Origin of the sequence: Acidithiobacillus sp., assembly GCF_049965315.1 — a bacterium.
Lineage (GTDB): Bacteria > Pseudomonadota > Gammaproteobacteria > Acidithiobacillales > Acidithiobacillaceae > Acidithiobacillus_B.
In genome coordinates this window covers 2,020-21,906 of sequence record NZ_JBMFWL010000032.1, presented here as the reverse complement: position 1 = coordinate 21,906, position 19,887 = coordinate 2,020, and the positions used below count along the sequence as shown (strand labels likewise).

Below are 19,887 nucleotides of genomic sequence, written 5' to 3'. Positions count from 1 at the left end.
CCCGAGAGGGTAACAGGTGTTCAGTTTTCGACGCTGATTCCTACCTGTACCTGTTCACTTTTGCACGCTGATTAACAACCGCGCGGCCGCCGAGCACTCCGAAGTGCTTGATCTGCTGGAACAACGAGGATTCATGGCCCGCCTCTTTCGTGCCGTCTACCGACGCATCGACTGTAGTTGGCAGATGTATCCCGTGGGTTTCCTGTTCGGATTGGGCTTCGACACGGCCACCGAGGTCGCCGTGCTGGGAATCTCGGCCACCATGGCCCAGCATGGCGGGCTGCCACTGTGGGGGGTCATGGTATTCCCGCTGCTCTTTACGGCGGGCATGAGCCTGATGGATACGGTGGACGGGCTGGTCATGATAAAGATCTACGACTGGGCCATGATCGACGCTGTACGCAAGCTCTTTTTCAACACCACCATCACCGGACTGGGGGTCCTGGTGGCGCTAGTGGTGGGCAGCACAGAATGGCTGCAATTATTGGCAGCGGAATTTCGTTGGCAGGGAACCTTCTGGAACTTCATTCAAGACCTGAACTTCAGCACCCTGGGCGGGATGGTGGCCTCCCTGATGGTGCTCACCTGGGGCGCCGCGTGGCTCTACTACCGTCGTGCGCTCCAACCCGCCGAATAAGGGGATGTAGGGCATCACGAGCCCACCCAGGCTTGCCTGAATATCGCCGATGATCGCTGGCCAGAGGATTGCCACCAAGTCGCTGAGTGGCGGCAGGGAAGGCGCCTGGCCCGTCTCGATCCCGTAAATAAGCACCCGGGGCGGTAGCTCCTCCAGGGCGCGGCCCAGGGCCAGGGCCTCGGCCACCCCGAAGCCATGGCTCGACAGCAGTCCGGTGCTATCGTCCAGTTCCCGCATATCCAGGCGCCGCAGCGTGCCGGGCGGGGCGCCGCTGCGCATGGCGTCCAGGAGAATGGCCAAACGCGCGCCGCGCATGGCCGGGAGCAGGAGGCTGCCGGGGCGATCGCAGAGCGTGATATGGACCATTCCCGCGGGAAAATAACGGGGCAGGCCCGCCCGCTCCAGGGCCTCCGCGAGCCGCCAACCCAGATCGTCGCCCGCGACGGGCGAACCGATGCCGAGGATGCGGATCGGGATCACCGCTGCTCTACCCGAACCGTCAGGAAATGGGTGGCGCAAGAGATGCAGGGATCGTAGTTGCGGATCACCATCTCGGCGCGCTGGCGCAGGGCCTCGTCGTCCCGATCCAGGCCCATGGTCTCCAGGGAGTGGCGCAGGTCCGCCTCGATACGCGCCTGATTCTGGCTGGTGGGCGGAACGATGCGGGCGTGCCGTACCTGACCCGCGCCATCCAGGTCGTAGCGGTGCCAGAGCAGGCCGCGGGGGGCCTCCGTGCAACCATAGGCGGTGCCGGAGCGAGGAATGGCGGGGACGAAGGGAGCCTCTGGCTCGCAGTAATCTTCCAGCAGGCGGCTGGCCTCCAGAAGGGCATGATGGATCTCTGCCGCCCGCGCGACGATGCTGTGGAACATATTGCGGCTGGGGAAGGCGATGCCGGTGCGCCCCAGCGCCTCCCGGACGGGCGCATGCAATCGATCCAGATTGAGGTTGACCCGCGCGAGGGGCCCCACCAGGTAGGGGCGCCCATCCAGAGAAGCGTAGAGGGCGGTGGAGTGGGGTTCCTGATGCTCCGAGAAATGAACTTCGTAGTCGGAGATGGGGATATCCAGGCCGTCGCTGGAGACAATGCGCCCCTCGTTCATGGGGTACTCATCCGGGTGGCGCAGGGCGACACTGACAAAGTCCTGTGCGTCATTGGGCAGATTCAGGGAGGCGGTCCAGGCCAACAGGGCCTCGGCCCCCGGTAGAGCGGCCTGCACCTGCTCCCGGAGTACCGCCACCTCTGCCCGGCTGGGCGCACGATGAAAACCTCCCACCCGGGCGCCCACGGGATGCACCGAGCGCCCACCGAAGACGCGGATGATTTCATTGCCCAAGGCCTGGAGGGCAAGCCCCCGACGGACGGCGTCGGGATACGCGCGAGCCATTTCGGAGACGCTGCTGTAGCCCAGGAAATCTGGCGCTGCCAGCAGATGGATGTGCAAGCTGTGGCTCTGTATCCACTCGCCGCAGTAGAACACCCGGCGCATGGCCCGCACCCAGGGACCGGGTGCCAGGGCAAAGACGCCCTCTATGGCATGCACGGCGCTCATCTGGTAGGCCACCGGGCAGATGCCGCAGATGCGCGCCACCATATCCGGAACCTCCTGGTATTCCCGGCCTTCCAGGAATTTCTCAAAGAGCCGCGGCGGCTCGAATATGCGCAGGCGCAGCGTTTGGATGCGCCCGTCATGCACTTCCAGGTCGAGTGCGCCTTCCCCCTCCACCCGCGCCAGGACCGGCACGCAGAGGCTGATCTCACGGCTTTGGCTCATGGGCCTGCTCCTGCCAGTGGCGGCCCGCTTCGGCAAAGGCCGGGGCGCTGTTGTTGATGAAGAGAAAGCGCCGGGCGACGGCTTCCGGCACCAGGCCGAGTCCTTCCAGGCGTCGCCCCAGGGCCCCAGCGTTGGGGTTTTCCGCCGGCCCATAGCAGGCATAGCAATCGCGTCCGAAACGGGGGCAGATCGCCCCGCAGCCAGCGAGAGTCACGGGCCCCATGCACGGCAACCCTTTGGCCACCAGGACGCAGACCGCCTGATGGCGTTTACACTCCAGGCATAGCTTGTCTTTTTCGAGCGCTGGTGCGACCCCGAAGAGAAAGGCGCGCACCGCCCCCAGGACTTGGCGCCCGTTCACCGGACAGCCCCACAACTCCAGATCCACCGGGACATGGGCGGCGATGGGGGTGGAGGTGGCCAGGGTATGGATATATTCGGGCTGGGCGTAGATCTCCGCGATCCAGGCGGGGCCGTCGGCCAGGTTGCGCAAGGCCTGGAGGCCGCCAGCGGTGGCACAGGCGCCGATGGTGATGAGCCACCGGCTGTTTTTGCGGATTTGCTGGATGCGTTCCTCATCCTCGGGCGTGGAGATACTCCCCTCCACGAAGGCGATGTCCACGGCCGCTTCGGGCGCCACGGGCCCGGCCTCGGCGAAGTGGGCGATCTCCACCAGCTCGGCAAGCCGCAGCAGGTCTTCCCCCAGATTCAGGAAGGCCAATTGACAACCGTCGCAAGAACTGAATTTGTGCACCGCAAGGCGTGCTTTGGCAGCGGCCATGACGTCAGAATCCTCGCTCGCCCAGCAGGGCCCGGATCTCCGGGTAGGGGAAGACCGGGCCATCCCGGCAGACGAAGTTCCCCCCCATCTGACAATGGCCGCAATGACCGACGGCGCAGTGCATGCTGCGCTCCATGCTGAGCCACAAGTCCTCCTCCACCACGCCGCGCCGCAGCAACTCCTGCACGGCCGCCCGCATCATGGGCTCGGGGCCGCACATCATCATCAGCGCACCGGGATCGAACTGCACGCGGTCGAAGAGGACCGTTACCGGCCCCACCTGCCCAAACCAGCCGGGGCTGGCCACGTCCGCCGCCAGCCCCACCTGCACATCGGACAGCCGACTCCAGGCTTCATACTGGGCGCGCCAGATGAGGTCGTCGGTATGCTTGACCCCCTGCAGGATGGTGAGCCGCCCGAAGCGTTCCCGCCGCCGCAAGATGTAGTGGATGACCGAAACCACCGGCGCGCAGCCCAGCCCCCCGGTGAGGAGCACGATGTCCCGGCCCTCGGCCGGTTGCAGGGGCCAACCCCGGCCGTAAGGCCCGCGCAGGCCCAGGCGGGCGCCCTTCCCCAGGCGCGCCAGCCCCTGGGTGACCCGGCCCACGGCGCGGATGGTATGGTCGATGAGATGCTCATCTTCGGGATCGGAGACGATGGAAATGGGCACCTCGCCCACCCCGTACAGATAAACCATGTTGAATTGGCCCGGCTGAAAGCGATAGCGGGCCTGCGTTTCCCGGTCGGTGAAGGCGAGGCGCAGGGTGAAGATGGTGGGGGATTCCTGAATGCGCTCCAGGACCTCGACCTCATGAGGAAGGTAAGGATCAAGCATGGTCCCCTCCGCAGACGGCCGCCGCTTCCGCGGTGATATCGATGCCCACCGGACACCAGGCGATGCAGCGTCCGCAGCCCACGCAGCCGGAGCGGCCGTACTGGTCGTGCCAGCTCCCGAGCTTGTGGGTCAGCCACTGGCGATAGCGCAGGCGGGTATCGGCGCGGATGACGATGCCGTGGATAAAGCTGTGTCCCTCGGTGAAACAGGAGTCCCATTGCCGGGAATGGGTGCTGCTCAGGCCGTCCAGGGCGGGCTCCTCCCGCTCGGCGTGGCAGAAACAGGTGGGGCAGACGGAGCTGCAGTTGGTGCAGGACAGGCAGCGCTGGGCCACATCGTCCCAGCGGGGATGGTGAAGATTGGCAAAGAGGCCATCGCGCAGGTTGCGGGACGGCAGGGTGCGTTGCTGCGCCTGGGCGGCGGCAGTGATCTCCCCGTCAGCGCTGGCCTGCTGGACGGGATCCAGGGCTTCGAGGGGCAGTTGCCCGAGCAAGGCCTGCCCCTTGGGACTCCCCGCCGTCACAATGAAGCCCTCGTCGAGTTCCGCCAGGGCCAGGTCGAAACCCGACTCGGCCCGCGGTCCGTCACCGGTAGAGGCGCAGAAGCAGGTGGCGGCGGGGTGGGTGCAATGCACCGCCACCAGAAAAAGGTTCCTGCGCCGGACTGCATAACGGGGATCAGGGGATGGTCCTTCCAGGAAGTGCTGGTCCTGCAGACGCAGGGCCGCCAGATCGCAGGCGCGCACCCCGATGACGGCGGTGGGCAGGGCTTCCGGGATCTCGGGATGGAAGGTAATGCCTCCGTCACTCCCCGCAACACTGGTCCAGAGGACTTCGTGGGGGGCGAAGAGCAGCGGCTTGAGGGCCTGGGGACCATTGGCCCAGGCGAAACAGCGCGGGCTCCCGTCCCGATGGAGCCGATACCTGCCGGGCTGCTGATGGTCGTGGACTCCCCGGGGCAGATCGTCGGCACTGTCCAGCCCTTCGTAGACAATGGCGCCGTCCCGCATCCTGGGACCCAGGCAGAAGTAGCCAGCCGCGGTCAGGGCAGCCAGTAGGTGCTGGAAGCAGGGACGAGGAAGGAAAGCGGGTGCGGCCATCTGTGGATGCAAACCCCCGTGACTTGGCGATAACGGGCTGTTATTGATTCAACTGCCCCATCGCTCTTCTATATACTATAAATGGAGTTGGCTGCACAATTTGCGATGATGGCGAATCTTCCCGGTCAGCCGGCCATCCGCAAGCGGGTGATTACCAAAATCCTATGCAATGGTGACGCACGCCGGTTCACTTCCATCGTCCTCTTTCATCCACCCGGAAAACGAGGTGCTGTTACGCAAGATATGCTTTATCAATGAGCAAGAACAGGAAAGGATGCTGAGCGCATGGAATGCGCCGTGAAGCATGATCTGGAGCGGCGCCTCCGCGAACGCCTCCATACGCAACTGAAACTCCCGGCAGGGCAGGGTGTATGGGTAGCCTTCAGTGGTGGTGGTGATTCCACGGCGTTGCTGGGCGCCCTCCGGGCCTTGGGCCATCCGGTGCGGGCGGTTCATGTGGACCATGGCTGGCGCCCGGAAAGCAAGGCGTGGGCGCAACATTGTCAGGAAATCGGGGCACGCCTGGGGGCGCCGGTGGAGGTCTTGACGCTGGGGCCGTTGACGCCGGGAGAGGGCCTCGAAGATCGCGCCCGCCGGGCCCGCTATGGGGCCATGGCGGCCCTCCTGCACAGGGGCGATTGGCTGCTCACTGCCCACCACCGTGAGGACCAAGCTGAAACCTTTCTCTTGCAACTCTTGCGTGGCGCCGGCTTGGAAGGCCTTGCGGCCATGCCCTGGCAACGGCCTTTGGGGCAAGGCGTGCTTGGCCGCCCTTTCCTGGACCTGGGGCGCGATCTTTTGCGGGATTACCTCGAGGCCTTGGGGCTGCCCTATCTGGAAGACCCCGCCAACGATGATCCGCGCTTTGACCGCGCGCGCTTGCGCCGTGGTCTTTTCCCGCAACTGGCTGCCCTTGGCTGGCCGCAGGCGGCCATGCACTTCGCCCGCGCGGCGGAGAATCTGGCCGATGCCCTGGAGGTCCAGGGCCAATGGTTGGCGGCCCAGGAGGCGCACGCAGGATCAACAGGAAAGGACACACTGGGGCTGGCGGCCCTGCAAGGCCTGTCCCCAGCCGGACAACGCATTTTTCTGCGTCATTGGCTGCGCCGGCAGGGTCTGGCGCTGCCGTCCCGCAGTCGTCTGACGGCCCTGCAGGCCGCCATCGCCAGGGGAGGGGAGGGACGTATCCAGCAGTGGGCCGGCGGCGCCGTCTGGCTGCAGGGAGGGAATATCCATGCCCTCGGCCCGACGCCCGGCCCCGTAGACTGGGAAGCCGGGCCGTGGCAGGCGGGGGATGGGCCTTTGGCCATACCCGGATGGCGGGCCGAGTTGCAGGCTACCGCCCCGGCCGCCGCCGTCCATGCCCTGAACCCGGCCCTTGCCCGAGAAACATTGCACTGGCGGCGCCGGCGGGCCGGGGAGTCTTATCGCAGCAGCGACGGCCATCATCGGCCCTTGAAAAAACTGCTTCTGGAAAGCGCTGTGCCGCCTCCCTATCGAGGCGATGTGCCGCTGCTCTTCCATGGGGAAGACCATCTCGTGCTGATACTCGGCTATTACACCGCCCCCTGGGCGCAGGCTCCGGGGACGGAGGCTATCTACCTCTGGCGCACCGAGGGTGAGTCAGCCTGACGGATATGCATCCGGTGCACCCCGCCATCATGAAACGGTCCTCACAACTGGGAGGAGCGGCCCATGGCCCCGACCCGCTGGGGGCGCGCCACCACTGGTGGTTGCGGCCATGGGCCGCTCCTGCGCGATTTTATCGTGGACAGCAATCCCGCGCCACCGGCTCTGGGATCAACAAGCGGGAAGGGGCGTATCGGCGGCGAAGGATAGGGCAGCGCCACGGGCACCGGGCCGCATGCTGCCGTCGGCGTAGACCACCCGACCACCGACGATGGTGACCTGGGGCCAGCCGGTGAGGCTCCAGCCGGCGAAGGGGCTCCAGTGGACCTTGGTCCACATTTCTTCGTTGCGCACCGGTTTTTCGTGGACCATGTCCACGAGGACCAGATCGGCATCCCAGCCAATGGCGATTTTCCCTTTGTTGGCGACGCCATACAGCCGTGCCGGATTGAGGCACATCCAGCGTTGCAGTTCGGCCAGACTGCAATGGCCATCGCGCATGGCCGTGAGCATCAGGGGCAGACTGGTTTCCACGCCCGGCATGCCCGCCGGGGAGCGCGGGTAACCCAGGGCCTTTTCCTCCAGGGTATGGGGGGCATGATCCGTGGCGATGCAGTCGATGTCGCCCCGCTGCAGCCCCGCCCATAGGGCCAGACGGTCGGCCTCGCTGCGGATGGGCGGATTCATCTGCACCAGGGAGCCCTTGCGGGCATAGGCATCGGTATTCAGGAAAAGATGGTTGGGGATGGCCTCGGAGGTGATAAAGGAGGCCTTGTGGGCGCGCAGAAAGGCCACTTCCTCGGCCGTGGAGAGGTGCAACACGTGCAGGCGGCGCCGGTATTTCTCGGCCAGGGCCACGGCCCGCCGGGTGGCCAGCAGCGCGCTCTCGTTATCGCGGATGCGGGAGTGATCGGCGGGATCGCAGGAATGGGCAAAGTCGGCGCGACGGGCGCGGATGCGCACCTCATCCTCGGCATGCACGGCGATCAGGCGATGGCCATGGGCGAAGATGCGCTCCAGATCCTCCTCTTTGTCCACCAGCAGAGAGCCGGTGCTGGCCCCCATGAAGATCTTGATCCCGCAGGCCCCATCGGCGGCCACCAGTTCGTCCACGTTCTCGGGCGTGGCGCCGATGAAAAAGCCGTAGTTGACGACGGATTTTTCATCGGCGCGCGCCAGCTTGTCGGCCAGCGCCGCGCGCGTGGTGGTGGCGGGGTTGGTGTTGGGCATTTCCAGAAAACTGGTGACCCCCCCCTTGGCCGCCGCCCGCGAGCCGGTAGCCAGATCCTCCTTGTGTTCGTTGCCGGGTTCGCGGAAATGCACCTGCGGATCCATGACCCCCGGCAGGAGAACGTGACCCCGGGCCGCGATGACCTCATCGGCGGGGAGATCCAGATCCCGGTCGATGGCCGCAATGCGGCCGTCTTCCGTGAGCAGATCACCGTGATAAAGCTCTCCGCTCGGGAGGGCGATGCGGGCATTGCGAATGAGCAGGCGCATGACTGCCTAGTCCTGGGCCATCTGCTTTTCGCGTTTTTCTTCCAGGGTCTTGCAGTCGATGCAGAGGGTGGCGGTGGGGCGGGCCTCCAGGCGGCGCAGGCCGATTTCCACACCGCAGGCCTCGCAGTAGCCATATTCGCCATTTTTGATGCGATCCAGGGCCTGGGTGATCTTGCGAATGAGCTTGCGCTCACGATCCCGGGCGCGCAGTTCCAGACCCATGTCCGTCTCCAGGCTGGCGCGGTCATTGGGGTCGGAATAATTGACGTTTTCCATCTGCATGTGCTGGACCGTGCGGTCCACTTCCGCCATCAGTTCGCCTCTCCAGTCCTCCAGGATTTTCTGGAAGTGGGCGAGCTGCGCGGGGCTCATGTATTCCTCATCGGGCGCCGGCTGGTACGGGGTGAATGCGGTAAATTGCTGACTGGCTGTGGACTTGGTGGTATTGGCCATCTTCCGGATCCTGTCCTGGTGATAAATCCGCGTAGGAATAGCAGAGAATGGCGGTTTTGGCAATTCGCGGAGGCTTGGGTAGAATGCCGGACGGAAATGGAACAAGGAATCCTGCATGCCTTTGCGAGCGCTGATTTTTGACGTGGATGGAACCTTGGCGGATACGGAGCGGGATGCGCACCGGGTAGCCTTCAACCAAGCCTTTGCCGAAGCCGGTCTGCCTTTTCTCTGGGATGTGCCGACTTACGGCGTTTATCTCAGGGTGACGGGCGGCAAGGAGCGCCTGCGCGCCTTTCTGGAGGAGCACCGCGAATATCCGCAGTTGAGCGATGAGGAGATTGCCGCCCTGCACCGCGCCAAGACCCATCATTACGTGGAAATGGTGGCCACCGGCCTGCTCCCCCTGCGCCCGGGCGTGCGGCGCCTCCTGGATGCAGCGCGGGATGCGGATATCCGCATCGCCATTGCCACCACGACCACCCCCGCCAATGTGGAGGCCCTCCTGCATAGCACCCTGGGAGCCGATGCCCTGGCGCGTTTCGCCGTCATTGGTGCCGGGGATGTGGTGCCGAGGAAGAAGCCGGCTTCGGATATCTATCAGTATGTCCTGGACCGGATGGGGCTTGCGGCGGGGGAGTGCCTGGCCATCGAGGATTCGGTCAATGGGCTGCGATCGGCCCGCGGCGCCGCCCTGCCCACCCTCATTACGGAAACGGACTACACCCGCGGTCAGGACTTCAGCGGTGCCTTGCGCGTCCTGACCCATCTCGGCGAACCGGAAGATCCGGCGCGGGTCATCACCGGCCCCGAGGCGGGTAGCCGCTTGTTGGTGGACATTCCCCTGCTCCGGCAATGGTGGGCGGAGACAACTCCTCCATGAGTGCATGGCCGTTGCCGGGCTACGGGGAAGTATTGCCTGCGTTCGCGAAATGGCGGCGAAAGGCCGCCGTATGGGGGGCGTAGGCGGCAACGACGGCGGGCGTAGGCGTAATGAGCCGCGTCTCCGGCCGGCGTCCCGCCTGGATCTGACGCAAGCCGCCCAAATCCGGGGCGGCGGCGAGCAGCGCCGCGCCCAAGGCGGCTTCGTTATCGGTCAGCACTGCTACCGGCCGATTCAGGATGTTGGCGCGCATTTGCATCCACGCTGCGTTGTCGGCTCCTCCTCCCATGCTACGAATCGGCCCGTTACATGGGGCGCCATGTTCCGCAAGCAAGGCGTAAGCCCAAGCCTCGATATAAGCCAAGCCTTCCAGTAGCGCCTGGAATTGCCAGGCCGGCGGTCCAGCGGGAGGCATGCTGCCCGACCAATGGGCAGCATGCCGCGGAAAACGCTCGCCCATCCCGGGTAAGGGGTAGACAAGGGCGCCGGTGGGCTGGGAAGGATCCAGCAGGCAAGACAATTCCATCATTTCCGGCCGGGAGAAATGACGCAGCAAGGCCGCGCCGCCGCTGTTGGAGGCGGCACCCACCAGATAGAGGTCATCCAGCATATGGCTATAGATGCCCGCTGCCCCATCCGCCACCGGCCGGCGGCTAGCGACCTTGATGGCTAGGCTGGAACCCAGACTGCTGAGGGCTTGGCCCGTTTCATGCAAACCAGCGGCGATGGCGGCGGCGACGCTATCGGTGCAGCCAGCGCGCACCCGGGTATCTGCGGGAATGCCCAGGCGCGCTGCCCAGTCCGGATGCACGGGCCCCAAATCCGCGCCTTCCCGGCGGGCTTGCGGCAGTATCCGCGCTGGAACGCCGTGTTTGCCAAGCAAATGGAGCAACGGCTGCGGATAGCGGAACGTCGCCCCGTCCAGCCCCAGTTTGGCCAGATTGCCCCGGTCGGAGAGGCCGGGTTTGCCCGTCAGCCGGGCGGCTATCCAGTCCGCCTGATGCTGGAGAAAACGCGCGCCACGGACGGCGGGAACGTTGCGCCATAGCCAGAGGAGCTTGGCCAGGGAGCTGCTCGCTGCGCCGGCAATCCCGGCCTGGGGCCAGGATTGGGCGATTTCCTGGGCTTCTGCCGTCGCGCGCTGATCGGAGTAGAGGAGGGCGGGAAAGAGGGCTTGTCCCAACCCATCGCAGAGCAGCAGCGTGGCCGAGGTGCCATCGATCGCCAGGGCACGCAACGCCTCCATGCCTTCCGGACACTGTGCGCGCAGACTGCGGAAAAGTGGTGGAAGCAGAGCCAGCCAGACCTTGGGGTCATCCAAAGCGCCCGAGAGGGGCAGGGCGGTGTGCGCCCGGCCTTGGAGGGCACCATCGATAAGCACTCCCCGCACGCCGGAGCTGCCGAAGTCGATCCCCAGGTACATGCCTCAGCCCGGACGGTGTCCGCTCCAGGTGACCGGCGGCAATTGGGCGAGAAGGGCGGGGTTGCTCCAGCCTTCCTGGCGCTCTTCCACCAGGACATCGGTGGTGATGCCGCCGCGCACATACCAGCGCCCCAGCAGGCGCAGATAACGGGGCGCCAGGAGGACGATGAGGTCGTCGGCGATGCGGTTGGTCAGGGCCTCGTGAAAGCCGCCCTCATTGCGATAGCTCCACAGATAGAGCTTGAGGGACTTGAGCTCCACGCACCGCTGGTCAGGGATGAAATCCAGCAGGAAATGGGCGAAGTCGGGCTGCCCGGTTACCGGACAGAGACAGGTGAACTCCGGCAGATCCATGTGAACGCAATAATCGCGCTCGGGGTGGGGATTGGGGAAGGATTGCAGGTCTTTGCTGGGTTGACTGGACACATTGAACTCCTCATGATCATGCATAGATATTCTACTGATAAATAGCGGTCACCGCAGCGTCCATGCGTCTCAAGGCTATCCATCTCGCCGGCTTCAAGTCCTTCCTCGAACCAGCCGCCATTGAATTGCAGGCCAATCCGGTGGTCATCGTCGGTCCCAATGGCTGCGGCAAATCCAATACCGTCGACGCCATTCGCTGGGTCTTGGGCGAGTCCTCGGCGCGGCAACTGCGCGGCGGCAGCCTCAGCGATGTCATCTCCAACGGCGGCGGCAAGCGGCCGGGGGCCCAGCGCGCCGTGGTGGAACTGCATTTTGACAACAGCGACGGCTCTGCCCCCGGTGCCCTGGCCGGGCTGGCCGAGATCAGCGTGCGCCGGGAACTGGATCGTCGCGGGGACAGCCAGTACCGCATCAACGGGGGCCGCTGCCGGCGCCGGGATGTGGCCGACCTGTTTCTGGGGACGGGCCTGGGGGCCAATGCCTACGCCATCGTCGAGCAGGGTACCATCGGCCGCATCATCGATGCGCGCCCCGAGGATCTGCGCAACATCCTCGAAGAAGCCGGCGCCATCAGCCGCTACAAGGAGCGGCGCCGGGAAACTGCGCAGCGCATCGCCGAAACCCGCGAACACCTGCAGCGGCTCCACGACATCCACGGCGAGATGGAGGCGCAATGGGGACGCCTGCAGCGTCAGGCCCAGGCGGCCCGGCGCTTTCGAGAGTTGCGTGCGGCGGAGCGGCGTTGGCGCTGGTGGGCCATGCAAGGCCGGTTGGAGGAGGAGCGCGGTGCCGCCCGGGCAGTCGCGGAACAGTTGGCGCAAAGCGGGGCGGCTCTGGAGAGGCGAGGGGCGGCCCAGGCCCTGCTGCTGGAAAATCTGCACGAGCAACGCCAGCAGCAGCGGGGCCTGCAGGATGCCGTGGAAGGCGCCCAGGCGGCCTATTATGAGGCGAGCGCCCGCCTTGCCGAGTGTACGCACCAGATCCGCGACCTCCGCGCCGCACGGCAACGCCAGGAGGAGATTTGCCGGGAGAGCCGGGACGCCCTGGCCAAACTGGAGCGCGAACGCCTCATGCTGCTGCAGGAAAGGCAACGGCGCGACGCCAGCCTGCGGGAGGGCGATGCCCGCCTGATGACCCTGCGTGGCGAGGAAGAGGCAGCCCGGCGGGAGCGGCAAGCGGAGGAGCAAGCCCTCGCCGCCCTGGAAACGGAACGCAGCACCCTGCAGGCGGCCCTGTCCGAACGGCGCCGGGAGCGCGATGTGGCGACGGCCATGGAAAAGGAACAAGGCCTGCGCCTGGACGATCTGGAAAAACGCCTCATGGACTTGGCGCAGCCCTTACCCACGGAAGTCTCCCGGCTACCCGAACTGGAAGCTACGGTTTTGCGCGGGCAAGCCACTGTCCGGGCCACGGAGGAGGCGCTGCTCTTGGCAGGAACGGCATGGAACAGTGCCCAGGAAAGCCTCAGGGAGGCCCGCCGCCAGCGCGATGAGGCACAACGGGAACTGCACGAATGCGCCGCGCGGGAGCGCGCCCTGCAGGCCCTGTACCAGCGCCTGCATAAAAACCATCCGGAGACGGAGGGGCCCATTCTGCTTGATGTGCTGAGGGTGGCCGACGGCTGGGAGCATGCCGTGGAGCAGGTATTGGGCGATCGTCTCCAGGCGCGGGTGGGAGACGGAGAAGGACTTGCCCAGGCCACCGCTGGCAGTTTTCTCGACATTTCATCCCGGGACCGGGCAATGGGAGGGGCAGGGGCCGAGGATGAGGGAATGCTGCTCCGCCAACTCCACCTGGACGACGGCGATGGCGGTCCCTTGCAGGACTGGCTCTGGGGCCTCCGTTGCGCCCCGGATCTGGATACCGCCCGCCGGGAACGGGACCGACTGGCCCCCGGCGAGGCCTGGATCACCCCCGACGGCGTGCTGGTCCATGCCCGGGGGGTCAGTTTTCCCGCTACGAACCGCGACGGCGCGGGTCTGCTCCAGTGCCGTCGCGATCTCAGCGAGGCCGCCGCGGCACTGGGTACCGCCCAGGACCGGGCGGCCTCCGCCGAAACCCGGTTGAGCGCCGCCGAGGAGGCCCAGCGGGCGGCCCAGCAGCAGCGGGCGCGTCTGGATGGCCAGTTGCAGGAGGAACGGCGCCATCTGGCACGTGACGAACAGGAACTGGCGCGTCTGCGCAGTCGTGCCGAGGCCGAGCAGGAACGCGCCCGGGAGCGGGAGCTGGAACGGGAGCGGCTCGCCGGCCAAGGGCAGCAATTGCGAGAGCGCCTCGCCGCCGCCCGCTTGCAGATCCGGACGGCCCAGCCCCTTTGTCAAAACCTGGAGCGCCGACTGGCGGAACTGGAGGCCCAGACCCAGGCCGCGCGCCAGCGGCTCGCCCAAAAACGCAGTCAAACTGCCCGCCTGCGTGATGAAATGCAGCGTTTGGAGATTCAGCGGCAACGCCTGCAGACCGAGCTGGAAGCCACTGTCCAGCAGGAAAAACAGATGGTTGAACGGGAAGGGCAGCATCGCCGGCAACGCGAAGCAGCCGAGGAGCAATTGCTCGTCCAAGAGGCCGGGATTCCCCGCCGGGAGGCCGAATATGCCCAGGCGGAGGCGGCCAAAAACGCCTGCCAGACGAATCTGGAACGCCTGCAGGGGGAGGCCCGGGCTATCGACCAGGAGATCCGCCAAGGCGAAGGGGAGCGCTTGACGGTGGAGAACGCCATCCGGCAATTGCAGGCCCAAGCCGCGGGTGAACAGGCGACCCTGGCCACCCTTCACGGCAGGCTAGGCGAACTGGAGCGTCAGGCAGAGGATCTGGCGGCGGACTTGGCCGAAGATCCGGGCCCCTGTCCCGAGCCGGGCAAGGTCGCCGAGGAGCCGGAGCGCCTTGCCGCCCTCATTGCCCGCATGGGCAACGTCAACCTCGCCGCAGAGGAGGAGTTGAACGAACTGGATGGGCGTCGGCAAGAACTGTTGCAGCAAAGTCAGGATGTGGAAGAGGCCTTGCAAAGCCTCGAAACAGCCATGGCGAGCATGGACCAGGAAACCAGCAACCGCTTTGCCGAGACGCTTGCCGCCGTCAATGGCGCCCTGCAGGAGCTCTTTGCCATCCTCTTTGGCGGTGGCACGGCCCTGCTCGTGCCCACCAGCGACGATCCCCTCGACGCCGGCCTGATCCTGCGGGCGCAGCCGCCGGGCAAGCGCAATGCCACCCTGCAGCAACTCTCGGGCGGCGAAAAGGCGCTCACCGCCATCGCCCTGGTCTTTGCCCTCTTTCGCCTCAACCCCGCGCCCTTCTGCGTGCTGGACGAAGTGGACGCCCCGCTGGATGAGGCGAATGTCGGCCGCTTCTGCGCCCTTTTGCGCGAAATGGCGGCCCAGACCCAGTTCCTGCTCATCACCCACCACACGCTGACCATGCAGGCGGGGGAACAGTTGATCGGCGTCACCATGCCCGAAGCGGGGGTTTCACGCATTGTCAGCGTGGCCGTGGAGGAAACCCTGGCCGCCGCCCGCGCACGGGGGGATTGAACATTTCCTCAGCGCTGGCCGGGAGGGGCGTCGCCGCCGCGCAGGTGCAGAATGGGCCACCCCTGCGCCTCGGCGTGGCGGCGCAGGACGGGATCGGGATCGACGGCCACCGGGTAGCGCACCGCTTCCAGCAAGGCGAGGTCGTTGTGCGAGTCGCTATAAAAGGTGCTGTCTCCAAGGCTGAACCCGGTCTCCTGCAACCATTCCCGCAACCGTTGCACCTTCCCCTCGCGAAAACAGGGGATGCCCAGCACCCCGCCGGTAAAGCTGCCGTCCTCCCGTTCTTCGGGTTCGGTGGCCAGCAGGTGCTCCACCCCCAGTTCCCGGGCGATGGGCGCGGTGACAAAGCGATTGGTGGCGGTGATGATGACCAGGACGTCGCCGCGCTGGCGATGCTGCTCAACAAGGGCGCGCGCCTGGGCGGAGATCATGGGCAGGACCCGCTCCTGCAGATAGGCGCGATGCCAGGCATCGAGGACGATCCTGGGATGGGCCGCCAGGGGCGCCAATTGAAAACGCAAAAATTCGTGGATATCCAGGGTGCCGGCTTGATATTGGGCATAAAAAAGGTCATTTTTACGGCGATGTTCCAGTCCATCCACCACCCCCCGGTCGGCCAGAAACTCCATCCAGGCATGATCCGAGTCGCCAGCCAGGAGCGTGTTATCGAGGTCAAAGAGGGCGAGGGCCATGGGTTCTCCATAGGTAGGGGGCGAGGGAAGATTAACGGGAAGCCGGACGGAGGTCAAAATGCGTGTACTGCTCCTGGAAGATGACTCCCTCTTGGGTTCCGGTATCCAGGCGGCCCTCCGGGAAGAGGGCTACAGTGTGGACTGGCTGCGCGACGGCGCGGCCGGCCTCGCGGCGCTGCACCCGCATCATTACGGCTTGCTGGTGCTGGATCTGGGCCTGCCCCGGCACGATGGTCTGGAGATCCTTCATCAGCTACGCGCCCGCCGGGATCCCTTGCCGGTACTGATCCTCACCGCCCGCGACACCGTGGCCGAGCGAGTCCGGGGCCTGGATAGCGGCGCCGATGACTACCTGGTCAAACCCTTCGACGTGGATGAGCTTCTTGCCCGCGTTCGCGCCCTCATCCGGCGCGGCGAAGGGCGCGCCGAGCCCTTGCTTCGGCATGGACCCCTTACCCTGGACCCCGCCGCCCATCAGGCATTCTGGCAGGGCCAGGCCGTAGCCCTCAGTGCCCGGGAGTTTGCCGTTCTGCGCGCATTGCTTGCCCATCCGGGGCGGGTGCTGAGCAAGGAGCAACTCGCCGAACAGATCTATAGCTGGGATGAGGAGATCGAGAGCAATACCATCGAAGTTTATGTGCATCATTTACGGCGCAAGCTGGCAGCGGATTTCATCGTCACCCATCGCGGCTTGGGCTATAGCATTGCTCCCTGGCAGGATGCCCCGCCCCATGAAGTATCGCTTTAGCATTCGCCAGCGCCTGCTGATCCTCCTTCTCAGTCTGGTCACCCTGCTCTGGCTGGGGGCCGTGCTGGCCAGTTTCCTGCAAACGCGCCAGGAGTTGAACCATCTTTTTGATGAAGAACTTTTACAATGGGCGCGGACCCTCCTGCGTAGCCCCGGCGCCCTCGTTTTGCCGCCATTCCCCGATCGCGACAACCCGCAACGAACTGATCTCCAACGCCCTTACCGCCTGCAGTCCCTGGGCAAGGGCATCCTCGCCAGCAGCCACGGCGCCGCGATCCTTCCCCCCTGGCACCCCGGCACACCCCTGCTGCAAAACGTGCGCATGAACGGAGAGGAATGGCGGCTGGCCACGGTCACGGACGGTCGCCGCATCGCCCAGGTGGCAGAAAACCTCGACGCCCGCCAGGATGTCACCGGCGAAATCGCCCAGCAACTCCTTGCCCCCCTGTGGCTGGTGCTCCCCTTGCTGGCCCTGGTCATCGGTTTCGCCGTGCGCCAAGGGCTGGCCCCCCTGCGCGACCTGACCGCACGCCTGGAAGAACGCCAGCCCCAGGCCTTGCAGCCCATCGCCGGCCCGGTTCCGGCGGAATTGCAGCCCTTGCTCGATGCCCTCAACGGGCTTTTCCGGCGGGTGGATGCCGCCTTCGCCCGGGAGCAGGAGTTCACCGCCCACGCCGCCCATGAACTGCGCACCCCCCTTGCGGGCCTGCGGATTCATGCCCAACTGGCCCTGCGCCACGCCGAGAGCGGCACCGAAAGGGAAGCCCTCCAGGGGGTCGTGCAGGGAGTGGACCGCGCCACCCACGTGGTCGAACAGTTGCTGGCCCTGGCCCGCCTTGGCGCCGCTCAATCGCAGCGTGACGAGCCTATCGACGTACCTTCCCTGCTACAGCGCCTGCGCGCCGCCTTCGCCGCGACCACCGCCGCCAAAGGCATCCACCTGACGGTCCAGGGGCCGTCCCCGGCCATCCTGGCCGGCCGCAAGACCTGGCTGGAGATTGCCCTGCGCAACCTCGTAGACAATGCCATCCGCTATAGTCCTCCGGGAAGCATTGTGCATATCCGCTGGGAAGCCGAGGGCGGGCGGGTTTCCCGGATCACGATTTGCGACAACGGCCCCGGCGTGCCGGCCGATGCCCTGCTGCGCATTTTCCAGCCCTTTTATCGCGACCCGAACAGGATGGAGGAGGAGGGGAGCGGCCTGGGTCTGGCCATTGTCCAGCGGGCTACGGAAGCCCTGGGCGGTCGCGCCGAAGCCGCTGCCGCCGCCGGAGGCGGCCTTTGTGTTCACCTGATTTTTTCGCCACTATTCTCCGGGGAAGGGCGCGGAGAAAAGGCAAGCACGTATGAATGAAGCATCCATCCAGGCGCAAATCCAGGACCTGCGTCAACGTATCAATGACGCCAATCAGCGCTATTACGTCCTCGACGCACCCACCATCTCCGATGCCGAGTACGACCGGCTCCTGCGGGAACTCCAAGCCCTTGAGGCGGCCCATCCCCAGCTCGTCACGCCCGACTCACCCACCCAGCGCGTCGGCGCGCCGCCCCTTGCCGTCTTTGCCAGCATCCCCCACGGCATTCCCATGACCTCCCTCGACAACGTCTTTGACCTCCAGGGCCTGAGCGACTGGGATCGCCGGGTACGCGAAGGCCTGGGCCAGGACTTGGTGGAATACAGCGCCGAGCCCAAATTCGATGGCTTGTCCGTGAATATCCGCTATGAAGAGGGCCGCCTTGTCCGGGCCGGCACCCGCGGCGACGGTTACACCGGCGAAGACGTTACCCTCAACGTGCGCACCATCCGCAATGTCCCCCTCCGCCTCCAGGGCAGCGGCTGGCCGGAATTGCTGGAGATTCGCGGTGAGGTGGTCATTCCCATTGCCGCCTTTGAGCGCCTCAATGCCGAACGCCTGCAACAGGGCGAAGCACCCTTCGCCAACCCCCGCAACGCCGCCGCAGGCAGCCTGCGCCAGCTCGATTCCCAGATCACCGCCGGCCGTCCCCTGGCCTTTTTCCCCTGGGGCTGGGGAGAATGCACCCGGATTCCGGGAGATACCCATATAGGCGTTATGGAACGCTTTCGCTTCTGGGGCTTTCAAGTGACAAGTTACTTGAAAAACGTCCATGGCGTCATTGAATGCCAGGGATATTTTGAAAATATTCAGAAACAGCGAGAAGCCATGCCCTTCGAGATCGACGGCGTCGTCTTCAAGGTCAACCGCCTCGCTGACCGCGAACCCCTCGGCTTCACCGCCCGCGCGCCCCGCTGGGCCATCGCCTACAAGTTTCCGGCCCACGAAGAAAGCACCATCGTCGAAGCCATCCTGCCCTCCGTCGGGCGCACCGGCGTCATCACCCCCGTAGCCATTCTGCGCCCGGTGCAGGTGGGGGGGGTGACCGTGTCCCGGGCCAGCCTGCACAACCAGGATGAAGTGGAGCGCAAGGACGTCCGGGTGGGGGATACCGTCATTGTGCGCCGTGCCGGCGATGTCATCCCCGAAGTGGTGGCGGTCGTCCCGGAGAAGCGCCCGGCCGGCGCGCAGCCCTGGCAGATGCCCCAACGCTGCCCCGTATGCGGCTCCGAAGTCCTGCGCCTGCCCAACGAGGCCGCCCATCGCTGCATGGGCGGCCTCTACTGCCCGGCCCAGCGCATGGGCGCCATCCTCCATTTCGCCTCGCGGCGGGCCATGGACATTCGCGGCCTCGGCGAAAAGCTGGCGCAGCAATTGGTCGACAGCGGCCTGGTCCAAACCGTCGCCGATCTCTATGGGCTCGACAGCGCCGCTCTTGCCCAACTCGATAGGATGGGTGCCAAATCCGCCGAAAAACTCCTTCGGGAATTGCAACAATCCCGCAACACCACCCTGCCTCGATTCCTCTATGCCCTCGGGATCCGCCAGGTAGGAGAGGCCACCGCCAAGGCCCTGGCCGAATTTTTCGGCGATCTCGATCCGCTCCTCCAGGCCCCGGAGGACGTCCTCCAGGAGGTCCCCGATGTCGGGCCGGTGGTGGCCGAATCCATCGCGCATTTTTTCGCCCAAAGCCATAATCGGGAGGTGATAGAAGCGCTCCTCAGGGCCGGCATCCATTGGCCACCCATCCCCCGCGCCCAGGAAAGAGAGCACCTTCCCCTGAAGGGCGAAACCTATGTGCTGACCGGCACCCTCGCCAGCATGACCCGCGAGGAGGCCAAGGCCGCCATCGAAACCCTCGGCGGCAAGGTCAGCGGCAGCGTTTCCGCCAGGACCAGCTTCGTGGTGGCGGGACAGGATCCCGGCAGCAAGGCAGAAAAGGCCCGGGCGTTGGCGATTCCGCTTCTGGACGAGGCCGCTTTTTTGAACCGCCTCGGGCGGCGGATGGCGCAATAGCAGGCATCCTCCCAGCGCTCCCGCGAGGTCGTCATACCGGGGAGCCATCTGCCAGCCGGTCCTTGCCGCCAAGCGCAGGAAATGGGCAGCAAGCCGCTTTTAGGCTATACTTTG

General features: G+C 65.7%; 16 protein-coding genes and 1 pseudogene. 7 read left to right on the top strand and 10 right to left on the bottom strand.

The annotated features are described in order from the left end of the window. Positions 1-67: 67 nt before the first annotated feature. Positions 68-583 (top strand): annotated as a pseudogene (locus ACP5MM_RS08215) (HoxN/HupN/NixA family nickel/cobalt transporter); the annotation flags it as partial. On the opposite strand, the gene ACP5MM_RS08210 reads toward ACP5MM_RS08215, so the two are convergent. The 5 genes from ACP5MM_RS08210 to ACP5MM_RS08190 are packed head-to-tail and all read right to left on the bottom strand — an operon-like array spanning position 482 to position 5,037. Further along, positions 482-1,117 (bottom strand): hydrogenase maturation protease, encoded by a 636-nt coding sequence (locus ACP5MM_RS08210; protein WP_427934392.1) that lies wholly within the window; start codon positions 1,115-1,117, stop codon positions 482-484. The pseudogene ACP5MM_RS08215 and the gene ACP5MM_RS08210 sit on opposite strands and share 102 nt — an antisense overlap. After that, entirely contained in the window at positions 1,114-2,412 is a 1,299-nt protein-coding gene (locus ACP5MM_RS08205; protein ID WP_427931955.1) for a Ni/Fe hydrogenase subunit alpha, read from the bottom strand. Before ACP5MM_RS08205 ends, ACP5MM_RS08210 begins: the two co-directional genes overlap by 4 nt. Continuing rightward, entirely contained in the window at positions 2,396-3,193 is a 798-nt protein-coding gene (locus ACP5MM_RS08200) for a sulfhydrogenase subunit delta (RefSeq protein WP_427931956.1), read from the bottom strand. The genes ACP5MM_RS08205 and ACP5MM_RS08200 overlap by 17 nt, the downstream gene beginning before the upstream one ends. A 4-nt stretch (positions 3,194-3,197) precedes the next feature. Next, positions 3,198-4,028, bottom strand: a complete 831-nt coding sequence (locus ACP5MM_RS08195; RefSeq protein ID WP_427934391.1) for an FAD/NAD(P)-binding protein — start codon at positions 4,026-4,028, stop codon at positions 3,198-3,200. After that, complete coding sequence (locus tag ACP5MM_RS08190; protein WP_427934390.1) at positions 4,021-5,037, bottom strand: 4Fe-4S dicluster domain-containing protein; 1,017 nt, start codon at positions 5,035-5,037, stop codon at positions 4,021-4,023. The genes ACP5MM_RS08195 and ACP5MM_RS08190 overlap by 8 nt, the downstream gene beginning before the upstream one ends. 387 nt (positions 5,038-5,424) lie before the next feature. Here ACP5MM_RS08190 and tilS point away from each other — a divergent pair, with 387 nt between their 5' ends. Next, a complete protein-coding gene (gene tilS / locus ACP5MM_RS08185; RefSeq protein WP_427931961.1) occupies positions 5,425-6,759 on the top strand; it encodes a tRNA lysidine(34) synthetase TilS in 1,335 nt (444 codons plus the stop codon). A 168-nt stretch (positions 6,760-6,927) separates the two neighbouring features. Here the strand turns inward: tilS and ACP5MM_RS08180 are convergent, their stop codons facing one another. Together ACP5MM_RS08180 and dksA are read right to left on the bottom strand one after the other, a co-directional pair. Continuing rightward, entirely contained in the window at positions 6,928-8,256 is a 1,329-nt protein-coding gene (locus tag ACP5MM_RS08180; RefSeq protein ID WP_427931963.1) for a dihydroorotase, read from the bottom strand. Positions 8,257-8,262: 6 nt separating this feature from the next. After that, a complete protein-coding gene (dksA, locus tag ACP5MM_RS08175) occupies positions 8,263-8,709 on the bottom strand; it encodes an RNA polymerase-binding protein DksA (protein WP_123105034.1) in 447 nt (148 codons plus the stop codon). Positions 8,710-8,824: 115 nt separating this feature from the next. Here dksA and ACP5MM_RS08170 point away from each other — a divergent pair, with 115 nt between their 5' ends. Then, positions 8,825-9,589, top strand: a complete 765-nt coding sequence (locus ACP5MM_RS08170; protein WP_427931965.1) for an HAD family hydrolase — start codon at positions 8,825-8,827, stop codon at positions 9,587-9,589. 19 nt (positions 9,590-9,608) lie between these two features. On the opposite strand, the gene ACP5MM_RS08165 is transcribed toward ACP5MM_RS08170, so the two are convergent. Then, positions 9,609-11,012, bottom strand: a complete 1,404-nt coding sequence (locus ACP5MM_RS08165; RefSeq protein WP_427934389.1) for an FGGY-family carbohydrate kinase — start codon at positions 11,010-11,012, stop codon at positions 9,609-9,611. A 3-nt stretch (positions 11,013-11,015) separates the two neighbouring features. Continuing rightward, on the bottom strand, positions 11,016-11,438 hold the full coding sequence (gene queF, locus ACP5MM_RS08160) for a preQ(1) synthase (protein ID WP_427931968.1): 423 nt from the start codon (positions 11,436-11,438) through the stop codon (positions 11,016-11,018). A gap of 62 nt (positions 11,439-11,500) precedes the next feature. Here queF and smc point away from each other — a divergent pair, with 62 nt between their 5' ends. Then, a complete protein-coding gene (gene smc / locus ACP5MM_RS08155; protein ID WP_427934388.1) occupies positions 11,501-14,962 on the top strand; it encodes a chromosome segregation protein SMC in 3,462 nt (1,153 codons plus the stop codon). Positions 14,963-14,970: 8 nt separating this feature from the next. Here the strand turns inward: smc and ACP5MM_RS08150 are convergent, their stop codons facing one another. After that, positions 14,971-15,654, bottom strand: a complete 684-nt coding sequence (locus tag ACP5MM_RS08150) for an HAD family hydrolase (protein WP_427934386.1) — start codon at positions 15,652-15,654, stop codon at positions 14,971-14,973. A 58-nt stretch (positions 15,655-15,712) separates the two neighbouring features. Between ACP5MM_RS08150 and ACP5MM_RS08145 the strand changes: the two genes are divergently transcribed. Genes ACP5MM_RS08145 through ligA form a run of 3 tightly spaced genes read left to right on the top strand, consistent with a single transcriptional unit; the run spans position 15,713 to position 19,773 of the window. After that, a complete protein-coding gene (locus tag ACP5MM_RS08145; protein WP_427931974.1) occupies positions 15,713-16,402 on the top strand; it encodes a response regulator in 690 nt (229 codons plus the stop codon). Continuing rightward, complete coding sequence (locus ACP5MM_RS08140) at positions 16,386-17,756, top strand: ATP-binding protein (protein WP_427931975.1); 1,371 nt, start codon at positions 16,386-16,388, stop codon at positions 17,754-17,756. Before ACP5MM_RS08145 ends, ACP5MM_RS08140 begins: the two co-directional genes overlap by 17 nt. Then, positions 17,749-19,773 (top strand): NAD-dependent DNA ligase LigA, encoded by a 2,025-nt coding sequence (gene ligA, locus ACP5MM_RS08135; RefSeq protein WP_427931977.1) that lies wholly within the window; start codon positions 17,749-17,751, stop codon positions 19,771-19,773. Before ACP5MM_RS08140 ends, ligA begins: the two co-directional genes overlap by 8 nt. The last annotated feature ends 114 nt before the right edge of the window (positions 19,774-19,887 follow it).